Origin of the sequence: Chitinophaga filiformis (genome assembly GCF_021646545.1) — a bacterium.
GTDB lineage: Bacteria > Bacteroidota > Bacteroidia > Chitinophagales > Chitinophagaceae > Chitinophaga > Chitinophaga filiformis_A.
This window is the reverse complement of the sequence record NZ_JAKIRP010000010.1, coordinates 1-21,868: the sequence shown is the minus strand read 5'-3', so window position 1 is coordinate 21,868 and position 21,868 is coordinate 1. Positions and strand designations below refer to the sequence as shown.

Annotated in this window: 20 protein-coding genes; 17 read left to right on the top strand and 3 right to left on the bottom strand. The window is 47.3% G+C overall.

The features are described from left to right. The first annotated feature begins 37 nt into the window (after nt 1-37). Genes L3C95_RS21830 through L3C95_RS21765 form a run of 14 tightly spaced genes read left to right on the top strand, consistent with a single transcriptional unit; the run spans nt 38 to nt 15,513 of the window. A complete protein-coding gene (locus L3C95_RS21830; protein WP_236390777.1) occupies nt 38-616 on the top strand; it encodes a beta-ketoacyl synthase N-terminal-like domain-containing protein in 579 nt (192 codons plus the stop codon). A 23-nt stretch (nt 617-639) separates the two neighbouring features. Continuing rightward, on the top strand, nt 640-900 hold the full coding sequence (locus L3C95_RS21825) for a phosphopantetheine-binding protein (protein ID WP_089838859.1): 261 nt from the start codon (nt 640-642) through the stop codon (nt 898-900). Beyond that, nucleotides 900-2,114, top strand: coding sequence for a beta-ketoacyl-[acyl-carrier-protein] synthase family protein (locus tag L3C95_RS21820; protein WP_236390776.1), 1,215 nt, complete (start codon nt 900-902; stop codon nt 2,112-2,114). Before L3C95_RS21825 ends, L3C95_RS21820 begins: the two co-directional genes overlap by 1 nt. 3 nt (nt 2,115-2,117) lie before the next feature. Beyond that, the gene (locus tag L3C95_RS21815; protein WP_236390775.1) at nt 2,118-3,182 is read left to right on the top strand and encodes a beta-ketoacyl synthase N-terminal-like domain-containing protein; all 1,065 of its coding nucleotides are present in this window, start codon (nt 2,118-2,120) and stop codon (nt 3,180-3,182) included. Beyond that, nucleotides 3,176-3,952, top strand: coding sequence for a polysaccharide deacetylase family protein (locus tag L3C95_RS21810; RefSeq protein WP_236390774.1), 777 nt, complete (start codon nt 3,176-3,178; stop codon nt 3,950-3,952). The genes L3C95_RS21815 and L3C95_RS21810 overlap by 7 nt, the downstream gene beginning before the upstream one ends. Then, nucleotides 3,945-4,580 (top strand): LolA family protein, encoded by a 636-nt coding sequence (locus L3C95_RS21805; RefSeq protein WP_236390773.1) that lies wholly within the window; start codon nt 3,945-3,947, stop codon nt 4,578-4,580. Before L3C95_RS21810 ends, L3C95_RS21805 begins: the two co-directional genes overlap by 8 nt. 10 nt (nt 4,581-4,590) lie before the next feature. Beyond that, the gene (locus tag L3C95_RS21800; RefSeq protein WP_236390771.1) at nt 4,591-5,178 is read left to right on the top strand and encodes a hypothetical protein; all 588 of its coding nucleotides are present in this window, start codon (nt 4,591-4,593) and stop codon (nt 5,176-5,178) included. Beyond that, a complete protein-coding gene (locus tag L3C95_RS21795; protein WP_236390770.1) occupies nt 5,178-5,543 on the top strand; it encodes a 3-hydroxyacyl-ACP dehydratase in 366 nt (121 codons plus the stop codon). The genes L3C95_RS21800 and L3C95_RS21795 overlap by 1 nt, the downstream gene beginning before the upstream one ends. After that, complete coding sequence (locus tag L3C95_RS21790; protein WP_236390768.1) at nt 5,543-6,742, top strand: DUF2062 domain-containing protein; 1,200 nt, start codon at nt 5,543-5,545, stop codon at nt 6,740-6,742. Before L3C95_RS21795 ends, L3C95_RS21790 begins: the two co-directional genes overlap by 1 nt. An 18-nt stretch (nt 6,743-6,760) precedes the next feature. Beyond that, nucleotides 6,761-10,636 carry a trifunctional MMPL family transporter/lysophospholipid acyltransferase/class I SAM-dependent methyltransferase gene (locus L3C95_RS21785; RefSeq protein WP_236390766.1) on the top strand — a complete coding sequence of 1,292 codons (3,876 nt, stop codon included), beginning with the start codon at nt 6,761-6,763 and terminating at the stop codon, nt 10,634-10,636. After that, nucleotides 10,626-12,131: a phytoene desaturase family protein gene (locus L3C95_RS21780; protein ID WP_236390765.1), complete on the top strand. Its 1,506-nt coding sequence runs from the start codon at nt 10,626-10,628 to the stop codon at nt 12,129-12,131. Before L3C95_RS21785 ends, L3C95_RS21780 begins: the two co-directional genes overlap by 11 nt. Before the next feature lie 12 nt (nt 12,132-12,143). Continuing rightward, nucleotides 12,144-13,832, top strand: a complete 1,689-nt coding sequence (locus L3C95_RS21775) for a C45 family peptidase (RefSeq protein ID WP_236390764.1) — start codon at nt 12,144-12,146, stop codon at nt 13,830-13,832. A 1-nt stretch (nt 13,833) separates the two neighbouring features. Next, nucleotides 13,834-14,211 (top strand): holo-ACP synthase, encoded by a 378-nt coding sequence (gene acpS, locus L3C95_RS21770; RefSeq protein WP_236390763.1) that lies wholly within the window; start codon nt 13,834-13,836, stop codon nt 14,209-14,211. A 12-nt stretch (nt 14,212-14,223) separates the two neighbouring features. Then, complete coding sequence (locus L3C95_RS21765) at nt 14,224-15,513, top strand: phenylacetate--CoA ligase family protein (RefSeq protein ID WP_236390762.1); 1,290 nt, start codon at nt 14,224-14,226, stop codon at nt 15,511-15,513. Between the two features lie 5 nt (nt 15,514-15,518). Here L3C95_RS21765 and L3C95_RS21760 read toward each other — a convergent pair whose 3' ends face one another. Further along, the gene (locus tag L3C95_RS21760) at nt 15,519-16,004 is read right to left on the bottom strand and encodes a DUF6702 family protein (RefSeq protein ID WP_236390761.1); all 486 of its coding nucleotides are present in this window, start codon (nt 16,002-16,004) and stop codon (nt 15,519-15,521) included. A gap of 70 nt (nt 16,005-16,074) precedes the next feature. On the opposite strand from L3C95_RS21760, the gene L3C95_RS21755 reads away from it, so the two are divergent. Together L3C95_RS21755 and L3C95_RS21750 are read left to right on the top strand one after the other, a co-directional pair. Further along, a complete protein-coding gene (locus tag L3C95_RS21755) occupies nt 16,075-16,665 on the top strand; it encodes a HupE/UreJ family protein (protein WP_236390760.1) in 591 nt (196 codons plus the stop codon). Between the two features lie 44 nt (nt 16,666-16,709). After that, nucleotides 16,710-19,037 (top strand): M1 family metallopeptidase, encoded by a 2,328-nt coding sequence (locus L3C95_RS21750; RefSeq protein WP_236390759.1) that lies wholly within the window; start codon nt 16,710-16,712, stop codon nt 19,035-19,037. 44 nt (nt 19,038-19,081) lie between these two features. Here the strand turns inward: L3C95_RS21750 and L3C95_RS21745 are convergent, their stop codons facing one another. Both L3C95_RS21745 and L3C95_RS21740 read right to left on the bottom strand, forming a co-directional pair. Then, the gene (locus L3C95_RS21745) at nt 19,082-19,273 is read right to left on the bottom strand and encodes a hypothetical protein (protein ID WP_236390757.1); all 192 of its coding nucleotides are present in this window, start codon (nt 19,271-19,273) and stop codon (nt 19,082-19,084) included. Nucleotides 19,274-19,289: 16 nt separating this feature from the next. Next, nucleotides 19,290-20,165 carry an SPFH domain-containing protein gene (locus L3C95_RS21740; RefSeq protein ID WP_236390756.1) on the bottom strand — a complete coding sequence of 292 codons (876 nt, stop codon included), beginning with the start codon at nt 20,163-20,165 and terminating at the stop codon, nt 19,290-19,292. 115 nt (nt 20,166-20,280) lie between these two features. Here L3C95_RS21740 and L3C95_RS21735 point away from each other — a divergent pair, with 115 nt between their 5' ends. Further along, nucleotides 20,281-21,099 carry an alpha/beta hydrolase gene (locus L3C95_RS21735; protein ID WP_236390755.1) on the top strand — a complete coding sequence of 273 codons (819 nt, stop codon included), beginning with the start codon at nt 20,281-20,283 and terminating at the stop codon, nt 21,097-21,099. The last annotated feature ends 769 nt before the right edge of the window (nt 21,100-21,868 follow it).

The window sequence follows — 21,868 nt, the reverse complement described above, 5'->3', positions numbered from 1 at the left end:
CTTGTATAACGGCGAGGCATATATAACAGGAAGTTGTGTGATCCGGAACAACCGGATATACAGGGATGGAGCACTGTTGTGGGAAACGTCGCAGGACCTGGAATTGCAGGATTTCCTGCGGTCAGGATATGATCAGTTTTCCGGTCAGTATCCTAAGTTCCACAAAATGGACCCGCTGAGCAAGCTGGGGTGGCTGGCAGCAGAAATACTGCTGAAAGATGCCCCGCTGAGCAGTTACCCGCCTGAAAGTGTGGGCCTGATACTGGCTAACAAAAGCGCCAGTCTCGACACCGACCTGCGGTATTTTGATACAGTGAAAGATATTGCCAGTCCGGCATTATTTGTATACACACTGGCCAATATCGTAATGGGGGAGATCAGCATCCGTCACGGCTTTAAAGGAGAGAATGCCTTTTTTACCACCGATGCATTTGATCCGGGATTCCTGGCCGGATATATCAATCAGCTGTTCCTGGAAAATGCTGTTGCTGCCTGTCTCTGTGGATGGGTGGAAGTAATGGGACCAGTGTATGAAGTGATGCTGTACAAGGTAGAACGTACCGGTGGGGGATTGGTATTTAATGCAGACAATCTGCTGAAAGCAGTAAGTATTTAAATTAATATACAGTAATAATAACCATGGAAAAATTGATGGCGGCGCTGAAAGCCCAGATCGTAGAGCAGTTGAACCTGCAGGAAGTAAAACCTGAAGATATCGGGGATGATCAGCCTTTGTTCAAGGATGGATTGGGTCTGGACTCTATCGATGCGCTGGAAATAATCGTACTGCTGCAGCAGCATTACGGTATCCGTATTGCAAATCCTGAGCAGGGCCCGGAAATATTCCATTCCGTGCGTACCATCGCTGAATTTATTACCGCGCATCAAACCGCTAAATAATGCATAGTGATGTATGGATTGCCGGAGGTGGCGTCATTTGCGGCATAGGGAACAACCTGTCTGAATGCCTTGAGGCATTCAAACGTATGGAGCCCGGTATGGCCCATATGGAGTATCTGCATTCTGTGCATCGCCATACATTTCCGGTAGTGGAAGTAAAAGCATCCAACGTTACACTGGCCGGCTGGACGGGTATGCCTGAAAAGATCAGCCGTACAGCCCTGCTAAGCCGTGTGGCCGCGCAGGAAGCCTGGAACAGTACAGGGCTTGGAGATATCAGCCAGTACCGCGTAGGCTTTGTTTCCGCTAATACAGTGGGCGGTATGGACAAGACGGAAGACTTCTTTGCAGACTACCTGCAGGACCCTTCCAAAGGTCATCTGAGCCAGGTGGTACATCATGAATGTGGCGCCATTACTGAGCTGGTGGCCGATGCAATGGGCATCCGTCACCATATTTCGACTATCAGCACCGCCTGTTCTTCCAGTGCAAATGCATTGATGTATGGGTCAAGGCTGATCAGGAATAACCTCGTGGATGTGGTGATAGCCGGCGGTACCGACGCGCTGACCCGCTTTACACTCAATGGTTTTAATACGCTGATGATACTTGATCCTGCCGCCTGCCGTCCTTTCGACGACACCCGCACCGGGTTGAATCTTGGAGAAGGCGCCGGATATGTTGTATTGATCAGCGATGCACTGGCAGCAGAACTGCCTGCCAGCAAGCAGCCCTGGTGCCGTTTGAGTGGCTATGCCAATGCTAACGATGCCTATCATCAGACGGCTTCTTCCCCTGATGGCACGGGTAATTTCCTGGCCATGCAGGCAGCATTGGACATGAGCGGTATCAAGCCGGAAGACATCGATTATATTAATCTCCATGGTACCGGGACCCAGAATAATGACTCGGCAGAGGGTGCAGCTATTGCCCGCCTTTTTGCACCGCATTATCCGCCGGTAAGCAGTACCAAGTCCTTCACAGGGCATACATTGGGCGCCAGTGGAGGCATAGAAGCCGTTTTTTCTGCCTGGGCAGTGAAAGAGGGTGTGATCTATCCCAACGCGAATTTCAGTAAACAGATGAAAGAGTTGCCTTTTTCACCGGTTACGAAGTTCTCTGCAGGGCAGCAGCTGCAACACGTGATGTCAAACTCTTTTGGTTTTGGCGGTAACTGTTCCAGCCTGGTATTTTCAAAAAATGCGCAATCGTAAAATATGAACATCTATATACAAGGAACAGGTTGTGTGTCACCGCAGGAGACTGCGGCAGGTAACGCATTCCCGGCTGCGGTGTTGCCCTGGGAAGGGCCGCGCCTGAAGGCGTGGGAGCCTGATTATAAACAATGGATAGATGTGAAGCTGATACGCCGCATGAGCCGTGTTATTAAAATGGGCGTGGCTGCAGCGAAGCTTAGTCTGCAGGAAGCAGGCGTGCAGATCCCCGATGCGATCATCACCGGAACTGCGTATGGCTGCCTGGATGATACCGGTGTTTTCCTTTCAAAAATGATCAATCAGCAGGAAGAGATGTTAACGCCCACAGCGTTCATCCAGTCCACTCATAATACCGTAGCAGGACAGATCGCGTTAATGCTGGGCTGTCATGCATACAACAATACTTTTGTGCACAAAGCCTTCTCTTTCGAAAGTGCTTTGCTGGACAGCATCATGATACTGAGAGAAGGACGTTCTTCCAGCATCCTTGCAGGTGCCATGGACGAACTGACCAATCATAGTTTCAATATCCTTTCCCGCTTCGATCTGTACAAGAAAGAGCCCGTTACCCATGAGCAGCTGCTGAAAAGCAACACGCATGGTACGGTAGCAGGAGAGGGAGCGGCCTGTTTTGTGCTGGGAACGCAAAAAGGGCCCGATACAAAGGCTAAACTGACAGGACTGACCACTATATACAAACCGGCAGGTAAGGCCGAAATCTCGCCTGAAATCACTTCTTTTCTGGCCGCGCATAACTGCAGTCCGGATGAAGTGAGTATGATCATTACCGGCCGAAACGGAGACGCCAGCGGAGATGAATGGTATGAGTATGTGGAGGATACATTGTTTGCCGGTAAACCGGTGGCAGCTTTCAAACATCTCTGCGGGGAATATCCTACTGCGGCTTCCTTCGGTATGTGGCTGGGCAACAGGATACTGGCAGAACAACAGGTGCCTGCTGCTGCGCTGTTGAAAGGACAGGCACCGGAACAGTTTAAGAAGGTCCTGATCTATAATCATCATAAACAAACGCATCATTCACTGATCCTGCTAACGGCATGCTGACACACCGTATTGCAAATATCGGCCTGTTTGTGTTGCTCGCAGCCGCGCTGCTGGTACATAACCTGTGGCTGACATTGCCCTGGTGGGTATTCCTGTTACTGCCGCTGCCTTATGTAGCGGCGCTGGTATGGGGAGCATGCAATATCGGATCGAACTTTTATATACCGGTGGTATGTGCGGCCGATACAAAAGAAAAAGTGATCGCTATTACGTTCGATGATGGTCCCCTGCAGCAACATACGCCGGAGATCCTCGACATTCTGCAAAGAGAACAGGCGCCCGCGGCTTTCTTTTGCATCGGTAACAGGATAGGGGGGAATGAACCGCTATTGCGTCGTATAGATGCCGAAGGACATGTGATCGGAAACCATAGCTTTTCTCATCACTTCTGGTTCGATATGTTCGGTTCCGCTAAAATGCTGGCTGAAATGAAACAGGTGGATGATGCAGTAGAAAGTGTGACAGGTAAAAGACCCAGGCTTTTCCGTCCGCCATACGGGGTGACGAATCCGAATCTCGCCAAAGCGATCAGGAAGGGTACTTACACGCCCATCGGCTGGAATATCCGCTCGCTCGACACCGTGGCGAAAGATAAAGACCAGCTGCTGGAAAGGATCAGGCAAGGTATCAGACCGGGAGCAGTATTATTGCTGCACGACTCGATGGAAGTAACAGTACAGGCATTGCCATCGCTGATACAACATCTGAAAAAGGAAGGATACCGTATTGAACGAATCGACAAATTATTAAACATACCCGCTTATGCGTAGATGGCTTTTGATATTGGGTTGTATAGCATGCGCCATAACGACAATGGCGCAGCAGCCGGGCTTTAAGCCGGTAGCAGATGCAGCGGCTTTCAAACAACAGTTTGCAAAGGCTTCCCAGGCTACACAATCCATTCAGTGCGATTTTGTACAGGAGAAGAACCTGAGCATGTTATCCGACAAGATCGTATCTAAGGGTAAGTTCTGGTTCAGGAAAGAGAATAAGGTACGTATGGAATATATGCAGCCTTCCTATTATCTCCTGGTGATGAACGGAAAAGATATTAAGACGAAGGACGGACAGAAAGAGAACCGCGTATCTACCAAAGGCAACAAACTGTTTGAACAGATCAACAAGATCACGGTTGACTGTGTACAGGGCAATGTGGTGAATAATGCCGACTTCAATACCCGCATCCTGGAGAATGCCCAGTCTTATCTGCTGGAGCTGACACCGGTAAATAAATCGCTGGCGCAGTATTTCAAAACCATTCACCTCCTGGTTGACAAGAAAGATTATTCTGTGTCGAAGATCCAGATGTATGAGGCGGGTGGCGATGATACCAGCATCAGCTTTTTGCACAAACAACTGAACGTAAATATTCCCGATGCGGTCTTTGCTGTTAAATAGTTTACTGCTGATGGGACTATTGTCCGGTTGTAGCTCTGCCTATAAAAACCTGCAGCAAAGCAGTGGCGATGTAAATTGTATTACGAAATTCCGTCCGCAGTTTGCCAACACCCTGTACAGCACACAGGTGGATATACTGCAGCATCATCTTAGCGGATTGCTTTTCTTCAAGCAGATGCCCGACAGCAGCCTGCGGGTGGTATTTGCCAATGAGATGGGCTTTAAGTTCTTTGATTTCGAATTTACCAGAGATGGTGGTTTTGTAAAACATTACATGCTGCCAAAGATGGATAAAAAAGCAGTGGTAAAAACACTGCGTAGTGATTTTGAACTTGTATTGCTGCGACCTGATCTGAGCCGGGCGCATGTCATGCAGGACAGTACTTATCATTACACCGTGGTGCCTACGGCAAAAGGCAACAACTATTATATCACTGATACTGCCTGTGAGCGGCTGGAAAGGATTGAGAAATCTTCCAAACGCAAGCCGGTGGTAAAGGTATGGCTGGGACATTATGAAGCCGGCGTACCGGATACAATCGCTATCCGCCACCAGGGCTTTACTTTTAATATATCATTACAACGCGTACAGAAATAATGTTAGCAGGAAAACTATACACGCTTGAGCAGGAGCAGTCTGCCGGTGAAACCGCAACTTACCAGGTTTTGTGGAATGCAGCCCATCCTGTATTTGAAGGACATTTCCCTGGCCGTCCCGTTGTGCCGGGTGTTTGTATGATGCAGACCATCCAGGAACTGCTGGAAAGACTACTGCAGAAGAAGGTGCTGCTGAAAAAGGCGTCGCAGATGAAGTTCCTGAACATGATCGATCCTACGGCGAATCCGAAGGTAGAGATAGGTGTTCAGTACAAACTGCAGGAGGGGGAGATAAAAGTGACTGCATCCCTGAAATATGAGGCGCTCACTTTTATGAAATTCCAGGGAATATTTGTTGAAGCATAATGACCGATACTACAACATATCATGATCAGTTTACTGCACAGAAAGCTGCAGTACTGGTGCCAACCTACAACAATGCGAAAACGCTGGAGGCGGTATTAAGGGATGTACTCTCTTATACCACCCATGTCATTGTGGTAAATGATGGCAGCACTGACAATACATCCACTATACTTGATGCTTTCCCCGAAATACAACGGGTGGAATATATATCCAACAAGGGTAAAGGCATCGCGCTGCGTCGTGGTTTCCGCTTCGCTGTAGACCAGGGATATGAATATGTCATCACAATGGATGCCGACGGACAGCATTTTGCTTCTGATCTGCCTGTGTTGCTGGAGAAACTGGAAACAGAACGCAAGGCTATCATCATCGGCGCACGTAACCTGCAACAGGAAAACATGCCCGGTAAGAACACTTTTGCGAACAAGTTTTCCAATTTCTGGTTTTATGTAGAAACAGGATTGAAAGGTCCGGATACACAATCCGGTTATCGTTTATATCCTGTTCATGCCATGCGCAAAATGCGTTTCTGGTGTACCAAGTATGAGTTCGAAATAGAAGTGCTGGTGCGCAGTGCCTGGAAAGGCGTTAAAATTGACTGGGCGCCTATTAAGGTATACTATCCTCCTGCAGAGGAGAGAGTGTCCCATTTCCGCCCTTTCAGGGATTTTTCGCGTATCAGTGTACTGAATACTGTATTGGTGCTGATCACTTTCCTGTACATCAAACCGCGCGATTTCATCCGCTTCCTGTTCAAGGCTGAAAGCTGGCGTATAATGTGGTATGAGCATGTACTGAATAAAGAAGAGACCAATGCCCGTAAGGCACTCTCTGTTGGCTTTGGCGTATTTATGGGTATTGTACCTATCTGGGGATTCCAGATGGTGACGGCACTGGCATTGGCTGTGTTATTCCGGCTGAATAAAGCATTGGTGTTTATGTTCTGCCATGTCAGCCTGCCGCCAATGATCCCCTTTGTGATCTTTGCGAGTTTTGCAACAGGAAAGATCTGGATAACAGACGGCAGTATCCTGCCGCCGCTTACCAGCGATCTTACACTTGACATGATCAAACAGAATTTGTTTCAATATTTGACCGGAGCTGTCACCCTGGCAATAATAGCAGGTGTGCTGGCATTTTTGCTCGTTTATATACTGCTGGCCCTCTTCCGTAGAGATCCTGTGAAACAGGTCAGCTAGTGTACAGTATGAATTGATATGGGTAAGTTATTTGTAAGTATATATAATTTCTTCCACCGGCATAAGGCCTGGCTATGGACCTGTACCATTGCCTGTTTCTTCCTGGCCGGTTATTTCGCATCCCGTATTAAGCTGGAAGAAGATATTACCCGTATCCTGCCACAGGACAAAAAACTCGATAAGTTACAGCAGGTGTTCAACGATTCCCGGTTTGCCGACAAACTGGTGATCACCATCTCTCAGAAAGATACTACACAGGCCGCCCAGCCCGACAGCCTCACTGCTTTTGCACAGGCGCTGACTGCCCGTGTGAACGAGCGCTATGCGCCTTACATCAAACAATTCCAGGCACAGGTGGAAGACGCGGCCGTGCTGGACCTGATGCAGGTGATACAGCAACACCTGCCGGTATTCCTGGAAGAAAAAGACTATCAGAAGATCGACTCGCTGATCATGCCCGACAGGCTGCAGCAGACACTGGAAAATAATTATCATACCCTGATATCACCTGCCGGCCTGGTAGTGAAGAAAGTTATTGCAGCCGATCCTGTGGGAATGTCCTGGCTGGGTATTAAGAAACTGCAGCACCTGCAGTATGATGAACAGTTCGAGCTGTATGACGGCTTTGTGATGAGCAAAGATCAGCGGCATTTGTTATTGTTCATTACACCTGCCAATCCTGCGAGCGCTACTGCAAAGAATGTAGGTCTTCTGAAGGGGTTGCAGGCAGAAATAGATACACTACAGAAAAGCACAGCAATTACCGAGGCTTCCTTTTTCGGAGCAGCCGCGGTATCTGCGGGTAATGCGACCCAGATCAAACAGGATGTGTGGCTGACCCTTGGTATTACAATAACAATACTGGTAGTATTGATTGCATTTTTCTTCCGAAGGAAGCGTGCTCCATTACTGATCATGTTGCCAGTGTTGTTCGGTGCATTGTTTTCTATAGCCATTATCGCCATTGTTCAGGGTAGTATTTCCGGAATGGCACTGGGGGTAGGGGCTGCGGTACTGGGTATTGCTGTAAATTATTCCCTGCATATTTTTAATCACCATCGCCATGCCACTGACATCCGTGACGTGATCCGTGATCTGGCTGAACCGATGACCATAGGAAGCTTTACAACAGTAGGTGGTTTTCTTTGCCTGCAATTTGTACAATCGCCTATTTTACACGACGTCGGTCAATTTGCAGCATACAGCCTGATAGGTGCTGCATTGTTTTCACTGATATTCCTGCCACATTGGATTGTATTAGGTGAGAAAACGACTCAAACCAAGACTTATACGCATACCTGGATCGATAAACTGGCAGCCTACAAACCTGAGAAGAATAAATATCTGGTAATTGCTATACTGCTGCTTACTGTCATTTTCTTTTTCACATCTGGAAAAGTGGAATTTGAAAGCGACATGATGCGCATGAACTTTATGCGTCCTGAACTGAAAGCCGCAGAAGCAAAGTTTAATCAGGTAAATGCCTATTCTGCACAATCCATCTATCTCGTTACCGACGGCGTTAGTCTGGATGTTGCATTGCAAAACAGCGAACGTTTATTGCCACTGGTGCACCAGTTACAGGAACAAGGTATTATAAAGAAATACGCAGGTGTGAATACTTTACTGATGTCCCGGCAGGAACAGCAGCAAAGGATACAGCGATGGAACAGGTACTGGACGCCTGAAAAGAAGCAACAGTTGGTGAATTACCTGCAGCAGCATGGACCGGCAGTGGGTTATAAAGCGGCCGCATTTGCCCCCTTTGCACACTGGCTACAGCAGGACTTTACAGCTATTCCGGAAAGTGACTTGCAGCCATTACGCGCTGGTAACCTGGGCGACTTTATCACAGAGAAAAAAGGCCGTGTATCACTCGTTACCCTGCTGAAAGTAGATCCCGCCCGCAAAGCAGCATTATATAAAGTTTTAGGAGAACAAGAGCATACAACAGTGCTGGACAAACAATACGTGGCCAACCGGCTGGCAGAAGTGTTGCGTAAAGAATTCAACAGTATAGCCTGGATGACATCTTTGCTCGTATTCTTTGCGCTATTGATTTCTTACGGTCGCATAGAGTTAGCACTGATCACCTTTATTCCGATGCTTATCAGCTGGATCTGGATATTAGGTATTATGGGGCTGTTCGGTATTAAGTTCAACATAGTAAATATTATTCTCAGTACGTTCATATTTGGTTTGGGGGATGACTATAGCATCTTCACAATGGATGGCTTGTTACAGCAGTATAAGTCAGGTAAAGAGGAAAACCTTTCTTCCTTCCGGTCTTCCATCTTCCTTTCTGCCATTACGACCGTACTGGGAATAGGTGTGATGATATTTGCGCAGCACCCGTCATTGCGTTCCGTCGCATTGATCTCTATCATCGGTATCAGCTGTGTGGTATTGATCTCGCAGGTGATGATCCCGCTGCTCTTCAACTGGCTGATCACGAGCCGTACGCGTAAAGGCAGAGCGCCGTGGACCTTACATGGATGGGCGAAATCTGTATTTGCCTTCGCTTACTTTACTTCAGGTTGTTTGGTGTTGACAGTCATAGGATGGGTGCTGGTGAAATTCAATCCGTTTAAGAAAAAGACGAAAGCGAAATATATATACCACCGGATTTTATCAGCTTATACGAAGTCCGTGATCTATATCATGGGTAACGTAAAAAAGAACATCATTAATCCGGCAGGAGAGAAGATGGAAACACCTGCAGTGATCATCAGCAATCACCAGTCTTTCCTGGACATCCTGGTGTCTACGATGTTGAATCCAAAGGTGATCCTGCTGACCAGTGAGTGGGTATGGAACTCACCGGTATTCGGCGCTGTAGTGAAAATGGGCGATTATTATCCTGTAGCAGAGGGAGCGGAAGGTAGTATCGACAAGCTGAGAAAGAAGGTGGAAGAGGGGTACTCTATCGTGGTTTATCCGGAAGGAACCCGTTCTCCCGATGCCTCCATCAAACGTTTCCATAAGGGCGCATTCTACATCGCAGAACAGATGGGGCTGGATATACTGCCGATCGTCTTGCATGGTACAGCGTATACGATGAGCAAAAATGACTTCCTGCTGAAAGATGGTACCATCACCGTGAAGTACCTGCCAAGGATCAAAGCTGGCGATACTTCCTGGGGAGAGAATTATACAGCGCGTACTAAACAGATCAGCCGTTATTTCAAGGCAGAATACGAAGAACTGCGTGAGGAAATTGAAGTGCCGGCTTATTTCAGGGAACAACTCATCTACAACTATATTTACAAAGGGCCTGTACTGGAATGGTACATGCGCATTAAAACAAAACTTGAAGGTAACTACGCATTGTTCGACCAGTTGTTACCTAAACGCGGACGTATTCTCGACATTGGCTGCGGATACGGCTTTATGAGCTACATGCTGCACTGGCTGTCTGAAGAACGTGTAATGAAGGGAATAGACTACGATGAAGAGAAGATCATTACCGCACAGCATTGTTACCTGCGCAATGAACACGTGAGTTTTGAACATGCAGATGTGACTAATTATGCCTTCGGACAGTATGATGCCTATGTGATCAGTGATGTGCTGCATTACCTGCAACCAGCCGAACAGGAGAAGGTTCTCTCCGCCTGTATCAGTCAGCTGGGACCTGATGGTGTGATCATCGTACGTGACGGTGACAGCGATCTGAAGGAAAGGCATGAAGGCACGAAGCTCACTGAATTCTTTTCTACTAAGCTGATCGGATTCAATAAGACGAAAGATAAGCCATTGTCGTTTTTCTCTTCTTCCCGTATCAGGGAGATTGTTACGGCCAATGGAGCGGTAATGGAACAGATAGACAATACAAAATATACCTCCAACGTAATTTTCATTATCAAAAAGTTATCCCCTGTACATGCAATATGATGTGATCATAATAGGTAGCGGGCTGGGAAGCCTGGTTTGTGGCGCTATTCTCAGCAAGAATGGCTACAAGGTCTGCCTCTATGAAAAGAACCGGCAGATAGGCGGCTGTCTGCAAACATTTTCGCGCGACAAAGCAATTATTGATTCAGGTGTACATTATATCGGCGGACTAGGTGAAGGGCAGAACCTGCACCAGGTATTCCGTTACCTGGGCATCACGGACAAAATGAAGCTGCGGCAGCTGGACATGGATGGATTTGATCATATTCATTTTGGCAATGAGCAGAAAGCATATAAGCTGGCCCAGGGCTATGATAATTTTACAGAACAACTGCTGAAAGATTTTCCCGGAGAAAAAGATGCACTGCATGCATACTGTGAAAAAATGCAGGAAGTGTGCAGCAAATTCCCCCTGTTCAACCTGCGGATGGGAGACTACCGTGAGAAGGAATCAGTAATGGGACTTGATACACACGATTTCATCAGCAGTATTACGAAGAATGAGCGACTGCAGCATGTACTGGCAGGTAATAATCTGCTGTACGCGGGCGAGCAGGGTAAGACGCCGTTCTATGTACACGCATTGGTACAGCACAGTTATATAGAAAGTTCCTGGAAATGTGTGGACGGCGGTTCCCAGATATCCCGTGCGCTGAACAAAGTGATCAGAGAACATGGGGGGAATATTATCCGCAATGCAGAAGTGGTACGCATCGTGGAATTTGATGGCAAGGTAGATCATATTGTACTGGCCAGCGGAGAACAGGTCTCTGCAAGGCACTACATCTCTGGTCTGCATCCTGCAAAGACCATGGAGATGACGGAGAGCGTCAGCCTGCGCCAGGCCTATAAAGCCAGGATATGTACACTTGAGAATACGCCAGGCACCTTTATGCTGAACGTAGTACTGAAGCCGGGTACTTTTCCTTACCAGAACTATAACTACTATCATCACGATTCGGATAATGCCTGGGATGGCGTGAACTATACTTCCGATAACTGGCCGAATACCTATGCCCTGTTTGTGTCTGCCGGTACAGGAAAGGAACAGTATGCCGATAACCTGTCTATCATGACCTATATGCGTTATGCAGATGTGGAACGCTGGCATAATACTTTCAACACAGACTCACAGCCGGATGTGCGGTGCCCTGACTACCAGGCGTTCAAGAAAGAAAGATCAGAGAAACTGCTGGATGCCGTGGAGAAACAGTTCCCGGGGCTCCGCAACTGTATACATGCCTATTATTCCTCTACACCGCTGACATACAGGGACTATCTGGCTATGCCGGAAGGCAGCATGTACGGCATTGCGAAAGATGCGGCTGATCCGCTGAAAACAATGATCTCAGCGGCAACCCGGTTACCTAATTTGTATCTTACCGGGCAAAACCTGAACTTGCATGGAATTTTGGGCGTAACGATGACGGCAGTGGTCACCAGTTCGGTACTGCTGGGCATGGAAAAGCTCATTAACGATATTAACGCAGCATAAACTATTAGAGAGATGTCATTGAATAAGGGAAAGAAACGGAGTGGATGGCGTACACTGGGCAAGGCGCTGTTATATGTAACGGGCACGATTGTATTACTACTGATCATACTGGTTATTTATGTAGTCAGCGTATCACATATAGACCCGCCTGCAATTGCAGACAAACAATCCCTTCAATGGCAGCGTAAACCGCTGGACAGTACCAGCTACACCCTCGGCAACAGCTGGTTCCGCAAAAGCGAGAGTGGCCTGTATGAATTGTATGTGGAAGGAAAGCCCTTTGAAAGAGGGGTAGTGGAAGGTAAACTGACAGCAGAGCTGGTACAGCGGCAGGAAGATCATTTCACTGACCAGATCAAAAAAATGATCCCTTCACAAACGTACCTGAAATTCCTCCGCTACTTCGTAGGTTTCTTTAACAGGCATCTGGCTGATAATATCGCTGAAGAAAACAAAGAAGAGATCTATGGTATCTCTTTTTCCGCATCTGACAGATATGATTTCATCGGCTCTAACTATGAGCGCATCCTCAACTATCACGCTGCACACGATATAGGGCACGCCCTGCAGAATATGGCGCTTGTAGCCTGTACCTCTTTCGGCACCTGGAATGGCGCTTCTGCCGACAGTAGCCTGATCATTGGCCGCAACTTTGATTTTTATGTAGGCGATAAATTCGCAGAAGATAAGATAGTAGCATTCTATCGCCCTGAAAAGGGTTACCGCTTTATGATGGTGACCTGGGCGGGTTTTACAGGCGTAGCTTCAGGTATGAATGAAAAAGGACTGACAGTTACCATCAATGCCGATAAAAGTGATATTCCTACCGGTTCCGCCACACCTGTGTCGCTGGTAGCAAGAGAAATACTGCAGTATGCGAAGAACATCGATGAGGCCTGGACTATCGCCAACAAGCATAAGATGTTCGTATCAGAATCTTTCCTGGTAGGTTCCGCAGAAGATAATCGCGCAGCTATTATCGAGAAAACGCCTGAGAAGATAGATATATACGATCCTAAGGAACAATTCATCACCTGTACCAATCACTTCCAGGGCGCTACGCTGGGTAAGGAAGAAAAGAACATCAAACAAAGAGATGAAACTGCTTCCGGTTACCGCTTCAACCGCCTTTCAGAACTACTGCAACAGCATGGGCCGAATACCGTGCAGAAGACAGTCGACATCCTGCGCGACCGCTACGGACTGCGCGGAGAGAATATCGGCATGGGAAATGAAAGAGCGATTAATCAGCTGATCGCGCACCATGCCGTGGTATTTGAGCCTAAGAAGAAGATGGTATGGGTATCTACAGCCCCCTGGCAGCTGGGTAAATTTGTGGCTTATAACCTGGACTCTGTGTTTAACATGAAAGGGCTGCAATATGACCACGAGATCTATGACAGCACACAGACCATAGCAGCAGATCCTTTCCTGCAAACGCAGGATTATAGATCTTTCGTAGCTTTCAGGGCAATGAAGGCTGAGATCATGGATGGGAAGGAAGTTGATGTAAAACAACTGATCCGTCTTAATCCTGAATACTATCATGCTTATGTGCTGGCGGGCGATTATGCGTTTAAGCATAAACAGTATACAGCTGCAGCCGGTTATTATAAAACAGCATTGACCAAAGTGATAGCAACGAAAGGAGAGGAAGATCATATCCGCACACAATTGGAGAAATGCGCTAAAAGTAATTAACATGATATACGGGATCGGTACTGATATCATCGAAGTAGACCGCGTTGCGGCGAAGATGGAAAAAGGAAAAGGATTCCGGGACATGGTATTTACACCGCATGAAATAGCTTATTGTGAGCAACAGGCCAATCCTGCTGAGTCCTATGCAGCCCGCTTTGCCGCGAAGGAAGCCTTCCTGAAAGCCATGGGCACAGGCTGGGGGCACGGAAAGATCAACTTCAACGAGATAGAGATCAGGAATGAGGAAACAGGAAAACCCTTACTACAGCTGACCGGTAATGCTGTGTCCTGCTATAGTGAATTACAGATTAAACAGATACTGGTTTCCTTATCCCATGTGAAAGCAACCGCTATTGCCATGGTGGTAATAGAGATCTGAAAACTGAGTACCATGTATATACCTAACATTGAACTGCAGCCACGAACGGCTATCAGGCAATTCCAGGAGAAAGAAGTATTGCACCTGCTGGGGTACCTGCGTGAGTTTTCGCCTTTTTACCGGCAATGGTTCGCAGACCATGGTATACAGCCTTCTACCGTTAAATCATTGAACGATCTGTGGCTGATCCCGCCCGTTACCAAAGAACATCTGCAGGAGCAGAACTGGGACTTTTTATGTGTGGATAAAAGCAAGATCGCTGAATATACAACTACTTCAGGCACGCTGGGCCGCCCCGTTATTATTGCGCTGACACAGAAAGACCAGGAGCGTCTCAGCTACAATGAATACATATCCTTCTGCTGTGCAGATGGTACTGAAAATGACATTTACCAGCTGATGCTGACGCTGGACCGCCAGTTTATGGCGGGTATGGCTTACTACAACGGCATCCGTAAGCTGGGCGCCGGTGTGCTGCGCGTTGGGCCGGGCGTACCCTCCCTGCAATGGGAGAATATCCGCCGCATACAGCCCACTACCATCGTAGCGGTACCTTCCTTCATTGTGAAGCTGATCGCTTTTGCAAAAGAACACAATATCGATATCAACGACTCTTCCGTAAAGAGTGCGGTTTGTATCGGAGAGAATATCCGTAACGTAGACTTCTCCCTGAATGTACTGGGCAAGAAGATCACAGAACAGTGGAACATCAAGCTGTATTCCACCTATGCCTCCACAGAAATGCAGACAGCCTTTACCGAATGTAAGGCAGGGCAGGGGGGACATCATCACCCGGAGCTGCTGTACATAGAGCTGCTGGACGATAACAATCAACCTGTTGGTCCTGGTGAGGACGGAGAGGTAACCATCACCACCCTGGGCGTGGAAGGCATGCCACTGTTGCGTTATAAAACAGGGGATATCTGCCGTTATTATGACGAGCCTTGTTCCTGCGGCAGGCATACCATGCGTTTATCGCCCGTGATAGGCAGACGCAAACAGATGATCAAATACAAGGGCACTACCTTATACCCACCTGCGCTTTTTGACCTGCTGAATGATATGGAGGAAGTACGGGAGTTTGTGGTGGAAGTATTCTCTAACGAAATAGGCACAGACGATATACTGCTGCATCTGTGGCCGGTGGCGGAAACGGAGGACATTGACCGTAAGATCCGTTCTTACCTGCAGGCGAAACTGAGAGTGATACCGGAGGTACGCTACGTTTCCCAGGCCGATATCATGAAAATGCAGTTTCCGGAAGGCAGCAGGAAGCCTATCAAGTTCATTGACAGGCGCTAGCCGGATCAGAAGGAAAAATCAGCATCCGCTTTCGGGTTATCGAGTTTAGTGCTTTTGCGCACATCGTTCTGGATCACATGGATCATATTGATCTGGTTAGGATGCTCGTCATACAGGATGTTATTCCTGACATGGGCGCGTTTGAAGGCCGGTATCTTTTCAGCAGCCAGGAAGCACCAGGCTGCCTCTTCTTCGATCTTGTAGCCAAGATATTGCAGGCGTACGGCTTTACCGTCGATGGTCACAAACAGGTGTCTGGCCAGGTAACCTGCTATCAGGCTGTCGGTTACCGCCCTGTTGGCAGGATGTACGATATCCAGGGGCGCTTTATACTGCTTTTTAATGGCATTTTCCAGGTCATCGGCAAAGATGCGGCAACTTACCTGCAACTCATTTTTGGACTTGTCGTGCGTTATTTCCGTAACGCTCACATAGAAAGGATGTAATACCGTCAATGCCGTAAGCAACCATTTAAATAATAATACCCCCACTTGCCTAAAAAATTTTAAATTTTAAAATGACCTTTGTATAATTACTGAAACTGGCAACAAATATAGGGTAATGAACGAGTTTGTGATGTATTTTCAGATGGGATGGCAGCATATTGTGGATTGGGGCGGTATAGATCATATATTATTTATTGCTGCATTATGTGCTGTTTACCTGCTGGAAGACTGGAAAAGGGTACTGGTGCTGGTGACTGCGTTTACAATAGGACATTCTATTACTCTTGCATTGAGCGTAACGAACGTAGTATTCATAAAAAGCAGCCTGATAGAGTTCCTTATACCGGTGACAATAGCCATCACAGCTTTTTCAAATGTAATAAGGAAGCAAACTGTTCCCGGCAAGTTACAGATCAACTACTATTTTGCAGGTTTTTTCGGATTGATCCATGGAATGGGTTTTTCCGGTTACCTGAAAAGTTTATTGGGAACACAGACAAATATTGTTCGTCCCCTGCTGGCCTTTAACCTGGGATTGGAATTTGGCCAGATCCTGATTGTTACGGGCGTACTTTTACTGGCAGCTATTGTCGTAAATATCCGGCGCGTAAAGCGGAGAGACTGGAGTTTGTTCCTGTCGTCCGCCATTTTCGGGGTTGCTTTTATGATGGCCGCTGAGCGGTATCAGGAATTAATGGTTAAGTAAGCAGTATCAACCAAGCTGCTGACCTTTGTAATATAGACTTGTTTATGAGAAAAAAATCCTTCAAACTGGCACTGGCCCTATGCTTTATGACGGCATTGGCGCAGGCGCAAAATCCAGGCTCTAATCATGGTAACCGCTTTGAGCAGCTGGGTACTATGCTGACAGATCCTAATGAATACCGCTCTGCTTCCGGCGCGCCCGGACCCAAATACTGGCAGCAACGGGCTGACTACGACATTACCGCTACGCTGGACGATGAGCAGCAGAAGCTCACAGGTGCGGAAACTGTTACGTATTACAACAACTCGCCCGACCCGCTGACCTACATCTGGCTGCAGCTGGACGAAAATGAGCACGACCTGAAAAGCGACAACAACAGCTTCGATGGCAGCTCTATGTCTGAAAAGATGAGTATGCGTACTGTAAACGGCATACTGGGTAATCCGGGCAGCAAGAAATTCGGTGTGAACATCGTGAAGCTGACCGACGAAAGCGGCAAGGCTTTACCTTACACCATCAACCAGACCATGATGCGCATTGACCTGCCACAGACACTGCAGCCGGGCCAGAAGCTCCGCTTTAAGGTAGAGTGGTGGTACAACATCTCTGACCGTATGGTACAGGGCGGCCGTGGTGGTTATGAATACTTTCCTGAAGACAAGAACTACCTCTATACAATTACCCAGTGGTATCCACGCCTGGCAGTATATTCCGACTTCCAGGGATGGCAGAACAAACAGTTCACCGGCCGTGGTGAGTTTGCGCTGACCTTTGGTAATTTCAAAGTGAGCATGAACGTTCCTGCTGATCACGTGGTAGGTGCTACCGGTGAATGTCAGAACTACAAAGACGTGCTGACATCCGCACAATTCCAGCGCTGGCAGCAGGCACAGTCTGCAAAACAGCCTGTGGAAGTGGTAACATTGGATGAGGCTAAGAAAGCACTGGCAGGACATGCTACGGGTCGTAAGACATGGGTATATGAAGCGCAGAATGTACGTGACTTCGCCCTGGTATCTTCCCGCCGCCTGGTATGGGATGCGATGGCTACCAATGTGGAAGGTAAGAAAGTAATGGCGATGTCTTATTACGGTCCGGAAGCTTATCCGCTGTATAACCGTTACTCTACCAAAGTAGTAGCGCATACCGTTAAGACATATTCCAAACACACCATTCCTTACCCTTATCCGGTAGCTATCTCCGTTGAAGCTGCCAATGGTATGGAATATCCGATGATCTGCTTCAACTACGGTCGTGCAGAGAAAGACGGTACTTACTCCGAGTCTACCAAAAACGGTATGATCGGTGTGATCATTCACGAAGTAGGACACAACTTCTTCCCGATGATCGTGAACTCTGACGAGCGTCAGTGGACATGGATGGATGAAGGTCTGAATACTTTCTGCCAGTTCCTGACAGAACAGGAGTGGGACAATAACTTCCCTTCCAACCGCGGACCGGCCTACAAGATCACCGACTACATGAAGATGCCGAAAGATCAGCTGGAGCCTATCATGGTGAACTCTGAGAACATCGTACAGTTTGGACCAAATGCTTACGCAAAACCAGCTACTGCGCTGAACATTCTGCGTGAGACGGTAATGGGCAGAGAATTGTTCGATTTCGCTTTCCGTGAATATGCACGCAGATGGGCATTCAAACATCCAACACCTGCTGACTTCTTCCGTACCATGGAAGATGCATCTGCAGTAGACCTGGATTGGTTCTGGCGTGGCTGGTTCTATGGTATCGAACCAGTTGATATTTCCCTGGATAGCGTGAAATGGTTCCGCCTGGATACAAAAAATCCGCAGATCAGCAAAGCGGAAGCAAAACAGAAGTACGATCGCGCTGCTGACCACATATCCCGTGCCCGTAACAAGGCTGCCGGTATGCAGTTTGTGGTAGATCAGGATACAAGCCTGCAGGACTTCTACGTGAAATGGAACCGCTTTGAAGTAACACCGGAAGATAAGGCGGCCTATGAAACTTTCACTGCCGGACTATCTCCTGAAGAGAAGCGCCTGTATGAGAGCAAGAAGAACTTCTATGAAGTATCTTTCTCCAACGTAGGAGGTCTGGTAATGCCACTGATCATCGAGTGGACATATGCAGATGGTACTAAGGAAACTGACCGTATCTCTGCGTATATCTGGCGTAAGAGCGAAAACCATGTATCCAAGGTGTTCGCGAAGGACAAAGAGGTAGTGGCTATCAAACTGGATCCTCAGCGTGAAACTGCTGATATCGATGAGTCCAACAATACATGGCCTCGTGTAGTAGCTCCGTCCCGCTTTGAACTGTTCCGTCAGTCACAGAGTGTACGTGGTGCATCTACCGGTGGTAACCCGATGCAGAAAGCAAGAAAATAATAAGCATCATACATAAAAAAGCCGCGAAAAATTCGCGGCTTTTTTTATTGTTTCTTTCCGGGTTTGTCTTTATCGGGAGTGCCCTTTTTGGGCGTTCTTCCAGCCTCTTTCAGGGCGCGGTGTATGATCCACTCCAGCTGACCATTGATGCTCCTGAACTCATCAGCAGCCCATTTTTCAAGTGCCTCATAAGTCTCGCTGTCAACCCTTAATACGAATGATTTCTTATCCGCCATACCCCTTATTTACTGATTATTGATGTAGTGTACCGGTATTGACAACAGGTGCTACTTTCGATTCACCGCAAAGTACAACCAGCAAATTCGATACCATTGCTGCTTTACGTTCTTCATCGAGTACCACGATATCTTTCTGTGATAACCTGTCCAGTGCCAGTTCCACCATACCTACAGCGCCTTCCACGATCTTGGTACGGGCAGCAACGATCGCAGTTGCCTGCTGGCGTTGTAACATGGCGCCTGCAATTTCAGGGGCGTAAGCCAGGTGACTGATACGTGCTTCCAGTACAGTGATACCGGCGGGGCCGAGACGTTCATTCAACTCTCTTTCAAGCATCTCGTTCACTTTATCGCCACCATCGCGGAGGGTGATGTCCTGCTCTGCGCCTTCTTCTTCCATTCTGTCGTAGGGGTAGCTTACTGCCAGGTGGCGCACAGCCGCTTCGCTCTGTACGTTCACATACTGCAGATAGTTGTCTACTTCGAAAGATGCTTTGTAAGTATCACTTACCCTCCATACAATAACGGCGGCAATTTCGATGGGGTTACCCAGTTTGTCGTTCACTTTTAACTGTTGTCCGTTGTGATTATGCGCCCTTAAAGACAGGTGTACTGTCTTGTATAACGGGTTCACCCACATCAGTCCATTTTCTTTCACTGTACCGATGTATTTACCGAAGAAGGTGAGTACACGGGAGTGATTGGGGTTTACGATCAGTATGCCTTTCACAAGGAAGATAAAGGCAAGGAAAAATAACCCTGCCAGGAAGAAATAGCCGGCATTGGCGGTTTGTCCCAGCATAACGAAAAAGATGATGGATAAGGGGAGGCTGATCAGGGCCATAACAATAGCAAGGTAGCCCGATACGGGCTTAATGATCTTTTCCATAAGTAATGTTGTTTTGATATCAATATGATATCAAAAGTAATCAAAATAAATCACTCTCCAACTAATAATTTGCAGGCATAACCTAAACGGATTATTTTGAAGCAAAATTCTGGTTATGAAGTATCTGATAGGAACGCTGTTAATCTTAAGCGGTTTTTTGACTACAAAGGCCGCCAGCGTGGACACAATTGCCATTTTCAGCAAAGCTATGCACAGAAGCATCAAGTGCGTGGTAGTAACGCCCGACAGCTATAAGGATAAGGCAAAACAGCGTTATCCGGTGGTATACATACTGCATGGTTATAGCGGCAACTATGCTGATTACGTTAAGAAAATCGCTGCGGTTCCCGCCATGGCGGATGTCTACCAGGAAATACTGGTATTTCCTGATGGGGGTTTCAGCAGTTGGTATTTTGATAGTCCTGTAGACAGTGCCATGCGTTTTGAAACATATGTAGGTAAGGAGATCCCTGCGTGGATAGATCAGCATTACCGCACCAAGGCCGCGCGCCAGTACCGTGCTATTACAGGCTTAAGTATGGGCGGACATGGAGCGCTGTACCTGGCCATCCGTCATCAGGAGACGTTTGGCGCAGCAGGCAGTATGAGCGGGGGAGTGGATTTCCGGCCTTTCCCTAATAACTGGGATCTGGCGCTCAGACTGGGTGCGTATAAAGAACATGCTGAAAACTGGGACAAAAATGTGGTGGTGAACCAATTGTCCGGTTTAAAGAACGATTCCCTGTCACTGATCATCGACTGCGGTGTAAAGGACTTTTTCATAGATGTGAACCGCCAGTTACACCAACGTTTGCTGGAGCAAGGCATTTCTCACGATTATATTGAACGTCCCGGAGAGCATAACTGGGATTACTGGAGTAATTCGATCATGTACCAGTTGTTTTATTTTAACAGGTTTTTTGGCAGGCAGTAAGTATTGCTGTTGAGAAGGCGGTCATCCTGTAAAGTCAATCCTGCACCTCCACCGTAAAACTGTAAAGTTTTTTTTGTTCTCAGACATTTCGGGCTTTGTGTTCGATAAAGATTCACTACCAATCCGGTACCAACGGTGTACCAATGGCCTCATCTTATGTTCATCTTACGTTTTGAACGTAAGATGAACATAAGATGAGGCCATTGGTACACCGTTGGTACCGGATTGGTACCGGAGTGGGTCAGGTAACTTTTATGTACCTGAGATATAGTTGAGATTCGGTCGACCTAGCCTCATCCTCCCTTCATCTTCCGTTCCCGAACGGAAGATGAAGGGAGGATGAGGCTAGGTTGACCGAACATCGACCGAACCTTAACCCTGGTTTCGGTTTACCTGAGACCCGCTTAGATACCGCTTTGATACCCATTATCCTACGTTAATCCTACGTTCATGAACGTAGGATTAACGTAGGATAATGGGTATCAAAGCGGTATCTAAGCGGATAAAGAAGCAGTAAAAATCAGTATTTCCCGCATAGTGTCTTAGTACAGAAAAACTTTACAGTTTTTGCAAGAAGTTTCAGGATTGACTTTACAGGTTATTGAAATAATTCATTATTTGCTTTACAGATGCGCAAATTAAGCTTTACAGATGTGCAAATTAAGCTTTACACTGCTATTTCTGTTGTTTTTACCTTCTTTTTAGCGATCCATCTTCGCTTTAATGCTCCACTGGCTAAATGAGCCTGATTAGGCGTCAGATTATTGCA